Consider the following 12824-nt stretch of genomic DNA (forward strand, 5'->3'; position numbering starts at 1 on the left):
CCGCCGCCCCGTCACCGACGGGAGGCACGGCACCAGCCCGCCACGCGCCTCCCGACCGCCGGTCCGTCACCGACGGGAGGCACGGCACCAGTCCGCCACGCGCCTCCCGACCGCCGGTCCGGAGCCTCGGGCACCCCGCGCCGGTCACGCCGCGCAGGTCAGGCCGCGCCGGTCCCGAACAGCAGCCCGAGCAGGTACGTCACGACCGCCGCACCGAAGCCGATCCCGAGCTGCCGCAGCGCCCGGCGGAGCGGCGACGCGCCACTGAGCACCCCGACCACGGCGCCCGTGCCGAGCAACGCGATCCCGACCAGCACCGCGGCGACCGCGATCGCGGGCCACCCCTCGAGGCCGAACAGGTACGGCAGCACCGGGATCACCGCGCCCGAGGCGAAGAAGCAGAAGCTCGACAGCGCCGCGCTCGTCCCGGTCCCGACCGCCTCGTGGTCCTCGGACGTCCGCACCGGACCGGTCGACGCTCCGCCGGTGAGCCCAGCGAGCACGTCCGCCGCGTGCGCCTCGGCCTGCTCCTCCGGCATCCCGCGCGCCCGGTACACGAGCGCGAGCTCGTTCGCGTCGACGTCGAGGTGCGCCACGGCGTCGCCGGCATCGGGGTGCGGTGCCGAGGCGTCGAGGAGTTCCCGCTGCGACCGCACCGAGACGTACTCCCCCGCACCCATCGACAGCGCGCCCGCGAGCAGACCGGCGATGCCGCTGAGCAGCACGAAGTGGCGGTCCGCCCCGGAGGCGCTGATCCCGATGATGAGCGCCAGGTTCGACACGAGGCCGTCGTTGGCGCCGAACACCGCCGCGCGGAACGTGCCGGACAGTCGCATCCGCCCGCGGTTCGCGAGGCCGCGGACGACCTCGCCGTGGATGCGCTCGTCGGCGGCCATCCGGGCGGTGGCGTCGTCGTCGTCGGCGTAGGGCGAGCGGTCCTCGGTGTTCTGCATGAGCGCGAGCACGAACACCGACCCGAACCGCTTCGCCAGGGCGGCGAGCACGCGGGTGCGCAGGCTCCCGCGCAGCGGCCGGCCGGCCTCGGCGCCGAGCAGGTCGACCCAGTGCTGCTCGTGCCGCCCCTCGGCCTCGGCCAGGGCGGCGAGGATCTCGCGCTCCTCGCCGTCGCGCCGCGCGGCGAGGTTCCGGTACACGGCCGCCTCCGCCCGCTCGTCGGCGAGGTAGCGACGCCACCGGCGCACGTCGGCTGCGGTGGGTGCAGAGCGGGTGTCGTCCTGGAGGCTCACACCGGCCATCCTGCCCGCTCGCGGCGGCGCCGGGTCACCACCGGTGCCGTGGGACGCGACGGTCCCCGTCGCGAAAGCGACAGGTCACGGTCGCCGTGCTCGGTCCCTGTCGCGAAAGCGACAGTTCGCGGTCGCCGTGCTCGGTCCCTGTCGCGAAAGCGACAGGTCACGGTCGCCGTGCTCGGTCCCTGTCGCGAAAGCGACAGTTCGCCGGGAACCATCGGTGGCGAACTGTCGCTTTCGCGGGAGACAAGGCCGTGCCGAGGCGGCGAACTGTCGCTTTCGCGGGAGCCGGACGCGGCAGGGACGGACGGCGGCGGGCTCGGCGGGGACGCGGAAGGGCGCGGACCGGAGGCGGCGTGCGCGTGCTGCGCCGTGCCTCCCGTCCGCGCCCCGTGGCGTGGTGACCGGGCGTCAGCTCCGGACGTAGGCCGGAGCGGCCTCGGCGTGCGCGTCGCCGACGCGGTGCACGCGGAGGTCGTTCGTCGAGCCCTCGAGTCCGGGAGGCGACCCGGCGGTGACGATGACGCGGTCGCCGGGGGCGGCCAGGCCGTTCGCGAGGAGCACGTCGTCGACCTGCGAGAACAGCTCGTCGGTGTGCGTCTTCCGGTCGACCAGGAACGAGCGGACACCCCACGTGAGCGCCATCCGCCGGCGGGTGGCCTCGTTCGGCGTGAAGGCGATGATCGGCAGGCCGTGGCGCAGTCGCGACATGCGGCGTGCGGAGTCGCCCGACTCGGTGAACACGCAGAGGTACGACGCCTCGGTGAACTCGGCGATCTCGACCGCGGCGAGCGTGATCGCGCCGCCGAGGGTGCGCGGCTTGGTGCCGAGCGGCGCGATGCGCTCGAGGCCGTGGTCCTCGGTCGACTCGACGATGCGGGCCATGGTGCGGACGGTCTGCACCGGGTACTCGCCGACGCTGGTCTCGCCGGAGAGCATGACCGCGTCCGCGCCGTCGAGCACCGCGTTCGCGACGTCGGACGTCTCGGCGCGGGTCGGGATCGGCGAGGAGATCATCGACTCGAGCATCTGCGTCGCGACGATGACCGGCTTCGCCATGCGGCGGGAGAGCTCGACCGCGCGCTTCTGCACGATCGGGACGGCCTCGAGCGGCAGCTCCACACCGAGGTCACCGCGGGCGACCATGATGCTGTCGAACGCGTCGATGATCTCCTCGAGCGCGTCGACGGCCTGCGGCTTCTCGACCTTGGCGATGACGGGGAGGCGCTTGCCCTCCTCGTCCATGATCTCGTGCGCGCGGTCGACGTCGGCGGCGTTGCGCACGAACGACAGCGCGATGAGGTCGGCCCCCTGGCGGATCGCCCAGCGCAGGTCGGCCTCGTCCTTCTCGCTCAGCGCGGGGACGTTGACGGCGACGCCGGGCAGGTTGATGCCCTTGTTGTTCGAGACCGTACCGGGGACGACGACCTCGGTGCGCACGCGGACGCCGTCGGTGTCGAGCACGCGGAGGCGCACCCGACCGTCGTCGATGAGGAGCGGGTCGCCGGGCTTGACGTCCTGGGGCAGCCCCTTGAACGTCGTGCCGCAGATCTCCTTCGACCCGGGGACGTCCTCGGTCGTGATCGTGAAGACGTCACCGACCGCGAGTTCGTGCGGGCCGTCGGCGAACTTCGCGAGGCGGATCTTCGGGCCCTGCAGGTCGACGAGGATCGCGACCGGCTTGCCGAGCTCCTCGGCGGCGCGGCGCACGTTCGCGTAGTTGGCCTCGTGCACGCTGTAGTCACCGTGGCTGAGGTTGAGTCGGGCGACGTCGACGCCCGCTTCGATGATCTCCTTGACGGTCTCGTACTCCGACGTGGCGGGTCCGAGCGTCGAAACGATCTTTGCGCGTCTCAATGGATTCCTTCGTGTGGTTGATGGTGCTGGTTTCCGCGCTGTGGGGCCGCGCGGAACGCGAGCAGGCCACCTGCACCCTATCGAGTGCCGGTGGCCTGCTGGTCACTGACGGTCGTGCGTCGTCGAGGTGTCCACGGCGTCAGATGCTGATCGCACGGTCGGTCGCCTTGACCGGCGCCGGGAGGATGGTCGAGCCCTCGAGGTACTCGTCCACCTTGGCCGCGGCGGCCCGGCCCTCGGCGATCGCCCAGACGATGAGCGACTGACCACGACCGGCGTCGCCGGCGACGAACACACCCGGCTCGTTCGTGGAGTAGTCGGCCTGCCGGGCGACGGCACCGGCGGCGGTCACCGGGAGACCGAGCTGCGGCTCGAGCGTCTCGGTGTCCGGGCCGGTGAAGCCCATCGCGATGAGCACGAGGTCCGCGGGGATCTCGCGCTCGGTGCCCGACTTCGGCACACGCCGGCCGTCGACGTACGCGGTCTCGGCCACGCGGAGTGCCCGGACCTCGCCGGCCGCGTTGCCGAGGAACTCGACCGTGGACGCGAGGTAGTGACGTTCGCCGCCCTCCTCGTGCGCACTCGAGACCTCGAACACCGTCGGGAACATCGGCCACGGCTGGTCGTCGGGACGCTCGAGCGGCGGCTGCTTGCCGATCGCCAGGTTCGTCACGCTGAGCGCGCCCTGGCGGTGGGCCGTGCCGATGCAGTCGGCGCCGGTGTCGCCACCGCCGATGACGACGACGTGCTTGCCCTCGGCGGTCACCTGGTTGTCGACCGTCGTGCCCGCGTTCGTCTTGTTCTGCTGGACGAGGTAGTCCATCGCGAAGTGCACGCCGGCCAGGTCGCGGCCCGGGATCGGCAGCTCGCGCGGGACCGTTGCACCCGTGGCGACGACGACCGCGTCGTAGCGGGACTTCAGGTCGTCCCAGGTGATGTCGACACCGATCTCGACGCCCGCGCGGAAGCGGGTGCCCTCGGCCTGCATCTGGGCGAGGCGCGCGTCGATCTGGCGCTTCTCCATCTTGAAGTCCGGGATGCCGTAGCGGAGCAGCCCGCCGATCCGGTCGTCGCGCTCGTAGACCGCGACGGTGTGCCCGGCGCGGGTGAGCTGCTGCGCGGTGGCGAGTCCGGCGGGACCGGACCCCACGACGGCCACGGTCTTGCCCGTCAGGCGCTCGGGCGGGTGCGGCGTCACCCAGCCGTTCTTGAACGCGTCGTCGATGATCGACGCCTCGACCTGCTTGATCGTCACGGGCGGCTGGTTGATGCCGAGCACGCACGACGCCTCGCACGGAGCCGGGCACAGCTTGCCGGTGAACTCCGGGAAGTTGTTCGTCGCGTGCAGGCGTTCGATCGCCTGGCGGCCCTCGCCGCGCCACGTCAGGTCGTTCCACTCCGGGATGAGGTTGCCGAGCGGGCAGCCCTGGTGGCAGAACGGCACGCCGCAGTCCATGCACCGGCCGGCCTGGCGCTTCAGGGCACCGGACTCCTGCTGCTCGTAGACCTCCTTCCAGTCCATGAGCCGCACGGGGACGGGTCGGCGGGGCGGGAGCTCGCGCTCCTGCACCTTCAAGAAGCCCTTGGGGTCAGCCACGGGTCACCTCCAGGATGCGGTTCCAGACGACGTCGCCGTCCGGGTCGAGGCCCTCGTCGACGGCCTGCTGACGGGTCGCGAGCACGGCCGCGTAGTCCCGCGGCAGCACCTTCGTGAAGCCGCTCAGGTCGCCCGAGTCGAGCAGGTCGGCCGCGACGGTCGACCCGGTCTCGGCGTGGTGCCGACGGAGCAGGTCGGTGACGATCTCGACGTCGGCGCTGTCGAGCTCCTCGAGCCGCAGCTCACCGCTCGCCAGCGCGTCGGTGTTCACGTGCTCACGCCGGAGGTCCCGCACGTACGCGGTGCCGCCGGACATGCCCGCGCCGAGGTTCCGGCCGGTCTCGCCGAGGATGAGCGCCAGGCCCCCGGTCATGTACTCGAGCGCGTGGTCGCCCACGCCCTCGACGACCGCGGTCGCACCGGAGTTCCGGACCAGGAAGCGTTCACCGACGATGCCGCGGATGAACATGCTGCCCTGGGTCGCGCCGTAGCCGATGACGTTGCCGGCGATGACGTTCTCGGACGCCTCGAACGCCGACTCGGAGTCGGGGCGCACCGTGATCGACCCGCCGGACAGGCCCTTGCCGACGTAGTCGTTGCTGTCCCCGACCAGGCGCAGGGTGATCCCGGCCGGCAGGAACGCGCCGAGCGACTGCCCGGCCGAACCACGCAGCGTGATGTCGATCGACCCGGCCGGGAGCCCGTGCTCGCCGTGGCGGAGCGTGACCTCGTGGCCGAGCATGGTGCCGACCGCGCGCTCGGTGTTCCGGATCGGGAGGTCGAGCGCGACCGACCCGCCGTGCTCGAGGACGTCGGCGGTCTGCTGCACGAGCTGGACGTCGAAGTGCTCGTCGAGCTCGTGGTCCTGGTCGCGCAGGTGGCGGCGCGGCTCGTGGCGGCCGAACTCGGGCCCGTGCAGGACCGGTGCCAGGTCGAGGCCGGATGCCTTCCAGTGCTCGACGGCGCGGTCGGTGTCGAGCGCGTCGACCTGGCCGATCGCCTCGTCGAGGGTGCGGAACCCGAGCTCGGCCAGGATCTCCCGGACCTCCTGCGCGACGAACTCGAAGAAGTTCACGACGTGGTCGGCCTGGCCGGTGAAGCGCTTGCGGAGCTCCGGGTTCTGCGTCGCGACGCCGACCGGACACGTGTCGAGGTGGCAGACCCGCATGAGGATGCAGCCCTCGACGACGAGCGGCGCGGTGGCGAAGCCGTACTCCTCGGCCCCGAGCAGCGCGGCGACGACGACGTCCCGGCCGGTCTTCATCTGCCCGTCCACCTGCACGACGACGCGGTCGCGCATGCCGTTGAGCATGAGCGTCTGCTGCGTCTCGGCGAGGCCGATCTCCCACGGGGTGCCCGCGTGCTTCAACGAGTTCAGCGGCGACGCACCGGTCCCGCCGTCGTGGCCGGACACGAGCACGACGTCGGCCAGCGCCTTCGTCACCCCCGCGGCGACCGCGCCGATCCCGGACTGGCTCACGAGCTTGACGTGGACGCGCGCCGACGGGTTCGCCCGCTTGACGTCGAAGATCAGCTGCTTGAGGTCCTCGATCGAGTAGATGTCGTGGTGCGGCGGCGGCGAGATCAGCCCGACGCCCGCGGTCGCGTGCCGGGTGCGGGCGACCCACGGGTACACCTTCGTCGGCGGGAGCTGGCCGCCCTCGCCCGGCTTCGCGCCCTGCGCCATCTTCAGCTGGATGTCGGTCGCGTGCGTCAGGTACATGCTCGTGACGCCGAACCGGCCGGAGGCGACCTGCTTGATCGCGCTGCGGCGCTCGGGGTCGAGCAGCCGCTCGACGTCCTCGCCGCCCTCACCCGTGTTCGACCGGCCGCCGAGGCGGTTCATCGCGATCGCGAGGGTCTCGTGGGCCTCCTTCGAGATGGACCCGTAGGACATCGCACCGGTGTTGAACCGCTTGACGATGGACTCGATCGGCTCGACGTCCTCGAGCGCGATCGGCTCGCGGACGCCGTGCCGGAAGCGGAACAGCCCGCGGAGGGTCATGAGCTCCTCGGACTGGTCGTCGACCGCCTTGGAGTACTCGCGGAAGACGTCGTACCGGCGGGCACGCGTGGCGTGCTGGAGCCGGAACACCGTGTCCGGGTTGAACAGGTGCGGCGGCCCTTCGCGGCGCCACTGGTACTCGCCGCCGGTCTGCAGCCGCTCGTGGGAGAGCACCGCGCCGTCCTGCGGGTACGCCTGGGCGTGCCGCTCGGCGTTCTCCTTCGCGATGACCTCGATGCCGACACCGCCGAGGATCGACGACGTGCCGGTGAAGTACCGGTCGACGAACTCCTGGCTGAGCCCGACGGCCTCGAACGCCTGCGCACCGGCGTAGCTCGACACCGTCGAGATGCCCATCTTCGACATGATCTTCAGGACGCCCTTGCCGAGCGCCTTGATGACGTTCTTGACGGCCTGCTCCGGGGTGATGCCGGTGATCATGCCCGAGCGCACGAGGTTCTCGCACGTCTCCATTGCGAGGTACGGGTTGATCGCCGAGGCGCCGTACCCGATCAGGGTCGCGACGTGGTGGACCTCGCGCACGTCGCCGGCCTCGACGATGAGCCCGACCTTCATGCGCTGCTCGGTGCGGATGAGGTGGTGGTGCACCGCGGCGAGCAGCAGCAGGCTCGGGACGGGTGCCTGCTCGGCGTTGCCGTCGCGGTCGGACAGCACGATGAACTGCTTGCCCGACTCGATCGCGGCGTCGACCTCGTCGCACACCGCGGCGATGCGCTTCTGCATCGCCTTCTTGCCCGCGTCGACGCGGTACAGACCCCGGATCGTCACGGTCAGGTCGCGGCCGGACGCGGTCTCGAAGTGCTGGATCTTCGCGAGCTCGTCGTTGTCGATCACCGGGAAGTCGAGGACGATCTGCTTCGCGTGCTCGGGTCCGGCGTCCAGGAGGTTGCGCTCCGGCCCCAGGCCCATGCCCATCGAGGTGACGACCTGCTCGCGGATCGAGTCGAGCGGCGGGTTCGTCACCTGCGCGAACTGCTGCGTGAAGTAGTCGAACAGCAGGCGCGGGCGGGTGGAGAGCACCGCGATCGGGGTGTCCGAACCCATCGCACCGAGCGGCTCGGCACCGGTCTGCGCCATCGGACGGAGCAGGATCCGGACCTCTTCCTCGGTGTAGCCGAAGGCACGCTGCCGCCGCGTCACCGAGGCCGGGGTGTGCACGATGTGCTCGCGGTCGGGCAGGTCGGACAGGTTGATCCGGCCCTCGTCGAGCCACTGCGCCCAGGGACCGGAGGCCGCGAGGCCGCGCTTGACCTCGTCGTCCTCGATGATCCGACCGGCCTCGGTGTCCACGACGAACATCCGACCCGGCCGCAGCCGGCCCTTGCGCACGACCTTGCCCGGCGGCACGTCGATGACGCCCGTCTCCGAGCCCATCACGATGAGCCCGTCGTCGGTGACGAGGAAGCGCCCGGGACGGAGGCCGTTGCGGTCGAGCGTCGCGCCGACGATCGACCCGTCGGTGAACGTGATCGCGGCCGGGCCGTCCCACGGCTCCATGAGCATCGAGTGGTACTCGTAGAACGCCCGGAGGTCCGGGTCCATCCCGACCTGGTTCTCCCACGCCTCGGGCACCATCATCGACACCGCGTGCGGCAGCGAGCGGCCGGACAGCGTGAGCAGCTCGAGGGTCTCGTCGAACGAGGCGGAGTCACTCGCGCCGGGGCTGACGATGGGCAGCAGCGGTGCGACGTCGCCGAGCAGTTCGCTCTCGAGCTGCGACTGCCGCGCGCGCATCCAGTTGCGGTTGCCGCGGACGGTGTTGATCTCGCCGTTGTGCGCGAGGGTGCGGAACGGCTGCGCGAGCGGCCACGACGGGAAGGTGTTCGTCGAGTACCGCGAGTGCACGATCGCGAGCTTCGAGGCGAAGCGCTCGTCGCTCAGGTCGGGGTAGAACGGCTCGAGCTGGAGCGTCGTGACCATGCCCTTGTAGACCATGGTCCGGCTCGACAGCGACGGGAAGAACACCTCGGTGTCGCGCTCGGCGCGCTTGCGGAGCCGGAAGGCCTGGCGGTCGAGGGCGATGCCGCTCCAGGCGGCCCCGTGCGCGTCGTGCCGCATCGACGCGACGAAGAGCTGCTCGAAGGCGGGCATCGCGGCGCGCGCCAGGGTGCCGAGCACCTCCGGACGGACCGGGACCGGACGCCAACCGAGGACCTTGAGGCCCTCCTCGCGTGCGATCCGCTCGATCGCGCCCTGCACCGCGTGCCGGGCGTCGTCGTCGACGGGCAGGTAGGCGGTGCCGACGGCGTACTCCCCCGCGGCGGGCAGCACGAAGTCGACCTCGTCGCGCAGGAAGGCGTCCGGCACCTGGCACAGGATGCCGGCGCCGTCGCCGGTGCCCGCGTCGGACCCGACCGCACCGCGGTGCTCGAGGTTGCGCAGGGCGCCGAGGGCGGCGTCGACGATGTCGTGTCCGGCCGTGCCGCGGAGCGTCGCGACCATCGCGAGCCCGCAGGCGTCCTTCTCGTTCGCCGGGTCGTACGCGCCGACGGCGTCGGGCACGGCCGAGAAGCGTCGGTGCGGCGGCAGGAGCGCGCCGGTCGACCGGGGGGCAGTGTGTGGCTGGAGCGCCATGGGGAACCGTCCTCACGAGGAAGTGGAACAGGGACGTCGGTGGCCCGGTGGTGCGTTCCGCCCGAGCGGGCGGGACAGGTGCCCGTGCGCGACGCTGTCGGTGTGGTCGGTGGCGACGCGCGAGGTCGTGCCGTCGCTCGTGGCGACGAGGACCGGTGCAGCGTGGCCGCGTGGCCGGCGGGTGCCGTCCACGCGGGAGGGGTGCTTCCTAGGCGCGGCCCGCTGCGGTGACCGGATCGGAGTCCGTGACGGCTGCCGGAGCGTCGTCGTCGTGTTCCGACCAGGTGTCATCGGAGTCTACATCGGAGGTCCGACGCGGCTCGCGACCCGGGCGGTACGGGCCGGGCTCCTTGCCGGTGTGGCGACGGGTCTGCACGAGGAACACGATCACGCCCACGAGGATCGCCGCGAAGGACATCCAGACGTTCGTGCGGATGCCGGCGAAGGTCTCGCTCGTGTCGACACGGATGGACTCGAGGACCGAACGGCCGGTGCCGTACCAGATCAGGTAGAGGGCCATGACCTTGCCCCACTGCAGCTGGAAACGCTTGTCGAGCAGCAGGATGACGACCACGCCGACGACGTTCCAGATGATCTCGTACAGGAAGGTCGGGTGGAACAGCGTGCCCGCGGGCAGGCCGGTCGGGAACGCCGGGTTCGTCGACTCGATCTGCAGGCCCCACGGCAGGTTCGTCGGCATGCCGAAGAGTTCGTGGTTGAAGTAGTTGCCGAGCCGGCCGAACGCCTGCGCGAGCAGCACGCCCGGAGCGATGGCGTCGATCAGCGTCGTGAAGCGCAGGCCCACCTGGCGGCACCCGATCCACGCGCCGAGCGACCCGAGGATGATCGCGCCGAAGATCGCGAGACCGCCCTCCCACACGTAGAGGAAGGACCACGGGTCACGGCCGGGACCGAAGTAGTCCTTGACGTGGGTGAACACGTGGAACAGCCGTCCGCCGATGATCCCCAGCGGCACCGCCCAGATCGCGATGTCGATGATGATCCACCGCTCGACCCCGCGCGCGTTCAGGCGACGGTTCGCGAGCAGCACCGCGGCCACGATCCCGAGCAGGATGCAGATGGCGTACGCGTGGATGCGGAAGTCGAGCGGCAGGTTCCAGCCGAAGACGTCGCGCAGCCAGGCGGTCAGGTCGAAGTACTGCCACGCGGTGCTCGGGCTCGGGATGCTCAGGAGGGGCATGGAGGTGCTGTCGCCTTTCGGTGCTGGACGGCCGCGGTTCCGCCGAGGCGGCGGCCCCGCTCACTGTAGCGCGGGAACCGCGCCCGGCAGGAACGCCGGCGGCCGACCTGTGGGAACTGTGACCGCACGCACGGACGGGAGGCGCGGTGCGGGTGAGCGACGTCGGTCACCCGCACCGCGCCTCCCGTCCGGAACGCGGTGACGGCCCGACGCGCGTCGGTCCGGTGGTCAGCGGTGCCGGAGGAGCGGTCGGCCGCGCACCCCGGATCCGTCGTCAGCGGCGCGCAGCGCCGGACGCGAGGTCGGCCGCACGGTCGGCCACGCCCTGGACGCCGAGGTCGGCGAGGGCGCGCACGAACGCCGATCCGATGATCGCGCCGTCGGCGTACTCGAGCACCTCGGCGACCTGGTCGGCCGTCGAGATCCCGAGGCCGACGCAGGTGCGCTCGACGCCCGCGTCGCGGAGCCGCGACACGACCGTGCGCGCGGCGACGTCGACGCCGACCCGGGCGCCGGTGACGCCCATCGTCGACACCGCGTAGACGAACCCGCGGCTCGACCGGACGGCCTGCTGCATCCGGGCGTCCGTCGAGGACGGGGCGGCGAGGAACACGCGGTCGAGCCCGGTGCGCTCCGAGGCGTCGATCCAGGCACGGCCCTCGTCGGGGATGAGGTCCGGGGTGATGAGCCCGGAGGCACCGGCGGCGACGAGGTCGTCTGCGAAGCGCTCCACGCCGTACCGGAGCACGGGGTTCCAGTAGGTCATCACCAGGACCGGCACGTCCACGCGGTTCGTGATCTGGTCGACCGCGTCGAAGACCTGGGCGACGCGGAAGCCGTTCGCCAGGCTCTCCTCGGCGGCGCGCTGGATGACGGGACCGTCCATGACCGGGTCGGAGTAGGGCAGGCCGAACTCGATGACGTCGACGCCGTTCTCGGCGAGGGCGACGGCGGCGTCGACACTGGTCTGCACGTCCGGGAAGCCGGCGGGCAGGTACCCGACGACCGCGCCCGCACGCTCGGCGTTGGCGGTGTCGATCGTCGTCGCGACCGAGCGGGTGGTTCCGGGAGTGGTCACAGCTGCACCGCGTTCTCGTCGAGGATGCCGAAGTAGCGGCTGGCGGACGCCACGTCCTTGTCGCCGCGTCCGGACAGGGACACGAGCACGACACCGTCCGGGCCGAGCTCCTTGCCGAGCTTGATCGCGCCGGCCAGTGCGTGGGCCGACTCGATCGCCGGCAGGATGCCCTCGGTGCGGCCGAGCAGACGGAACGCCTCCATCGCCTCGGCGTCGGTGATCGGCGTGTACTGCGCGCGGCCGATCGATGCGAGGTAGGCGTGCTCCGGGCCGACGCTCGGGTAGTCGAGACCCGCCGAGATGCTGTGGCTCTCGATCGTCTGGCCGTCCTCGTCCTGCATGAGGTAGGACATCGTGCCCTGCAGGACACCCGTGCGACCGAGCGAGATGCTCGCCGCGTGACGACCGGTCTCGATCCCCTCGCCGCCGGCCTCGAAGCCGTGCAGCCGGACGGACTCGTCGTCGAGGAACGCCTCGAAGATGCCCATCGCGTTCGACCCGCCGCCGACGCACGCGGCGACGGCGTCGGGCAGGCGGCCGATGCGGTCGAGCACCTGCTGCCGGGCCTCCTCGCCGATCACCTTGTGGAACTCGCGCACCATCTCGGGGAACGGGTGCGGGCCGGCGACCGTGCCGAGCAGGTAGTGCGTCGACTCGACGTTGGCGACCCAGTCGCGCAGCGCGTCGTTGATCGCGTCCTTGAGCGTGCGGGAGCCGGTCTCGACCGGGATGACCTCGGCGCCGAGGAGCCGCATCCGGGCGACGTTGAGCGCCTGGCGCTCGGTGTCGACCGCACCCATGTACACGACGCAGTCCATGCCGAACAGCGCGGCTGCGGTGGCGGTCGCGACGCCGTGCTGGCCCGCGCCGGTCTCGGCGATCAGGCGGGTCTTGCCGAGGCGCTTCGCGACCAGGGCCTGGCCGAGCACGTTGTTGATCTTGTGCGAACCGGTGTGGTTGAGGTCCTCGCGCTTGAGGATGATCCGGGCACCACCGGCGTGCTTCGCGAACCGCGGCGCCTCGGTGATGATCGAGGGGCGGCCGGTGTACTCGCGCTGGAGCGTGTCGAGCTCCTCGCGGAACGCCGGGTCCGCCCAGGCCTCACGGAAGGCGGTCTCGAGCTCGTCGAGCGCCTCGACCAGGGACTCGGGGACGAAGCGTCCGCCGAAGTCGCCGAAGTACGGGCCCTGCAGGTCACGGAGTGAGGTCACGGTGGGTCTCCCGGGGTGGAGCGGCCGCGC

7 protein-coding genes are annotated in these 12824 nt (G+C 71.6%); all 7 read right to left on the reverse strand.

Annotated features, from left to right (window positions below; all coding sequences use genetic code 11):
- Window positions 1-158: 158 nt before the first annotated feature.
- Entirely contained in the window at window positions 159-1256 is a 1098-nt protein-coding gene (locus tag QOL16_RS09340) for a VIT1/CCC1 transporter family protein (RefSeq protein ID WP_071285129.1), read from the reverse strand.
- 405 nt (window positions 1257-1661) lie between these two features.
- Window positions 1662-3107: a pyruvate kinase gene (pyk, locus tag QOL16_RS09345; RefSeq protein WP_065959125.1), complete on the reverse strand. Its 1446-nt coding sequence runs from the start codon at window positions 3105-3107 to the stop codon at window positions 1662-1664.
- A 139-nt stretch (window positions 3108-3246) separates the two neighbouring features.
- Complete coding sequence (locus tag QOL16_RS09350; protein ID WP_071285128.1) at window positions 3247-4704, reverse strand: glutamate synthase subunit beta; 1458 nt, start codon at window positions 4702-4704, stop codon at window positions 3247-3249.
- The gene (gene gltB, locus QOL16_RS09355; protein ID WP_139266483.1) at window positions 4697-9304 is read right to left on the reverse strand and encodes a glutamate synthase large subunit; all 4608 of its coding nucleotides are present in this window, start codon (window positions 9302-9304) and stop codon (window positions 4697-4699) included. The genes QOL16_RS09350 and gltB overlap by 8 nt, the downstream gene beginning before the upstream one ends.
- Before the next feature lie 208 nt (window positions 9305-9512).
- On the reverse strand, window positions 9513-10505 hold the full coding sequence (lgt, locus tag QOL16_RS09360) for a prolipoprotein diacylglyceryl transferase (protein ID WP_083229944.1): 993 nt from the start codon (window positions 10503-10505) through the stop codon (window positions 9513-9515).
- Between the two features lie 274 nt (window positions 10506-10779).
- Entirely contained in the window at window positions 10780-11583 is an 804-nt protein-coding gene (gene trpA, locus QOL16_RS09365; RefSeq protein WP_071282612.1) for a tryptophan synthase subunit alpha, read from the reverse strand.
- Window positions 11580-12794, reverse strand: a complete 1215-nt coding sequence (gene trpB / locus QOL16_RS09370) for a tryptophan synthase subunit beta (RefSeq protein WP_065959130.1) — start codon at window positions 12792-12794, stop codon at window positions 11580-11582. The genes trpA and trpB overlap by 4 nt, the downstream gene beginning before the upstream one ends.
- Window positions 12795-12824 lie beyond the last annotated feature (30 nt).

This window comes from Curtobacterium sp. MCBA15_004, from assembly GCF_001865055.2.
Taxonomy (GTDB): domain Bacteria; phylum Actinomycetota; class Actinomycetes; order Actinomycetales; family Microbacteriaceae; genus Curtobacterium.

What these genes read in the sequence shown, in the direction of transcription:
- lgt (WP_083229944.1), bottom strand. Translation starts at nt 10,505, where the DNA reads ATGCCCCTCCTGAGCATCCCGAGCCCGAGCACCGCGTGGCAGTACTTC.
- gltB (WP_139266483.1), bottom strand. Translation starts at nt 9,304, where the DNA reads ATGGCGCTCCAGCCACACACTGCCCCCCGGTCGACCGGCGCGCTCCTG.
- QOL16_RS09340 (WP_071285129.1), bottom strand. Translation starts at nt 1,256, where the DNA reads ATGGCCGGTGTGAGCCTCCAGGACGACACCCGCTCTGCACCCACCGCA.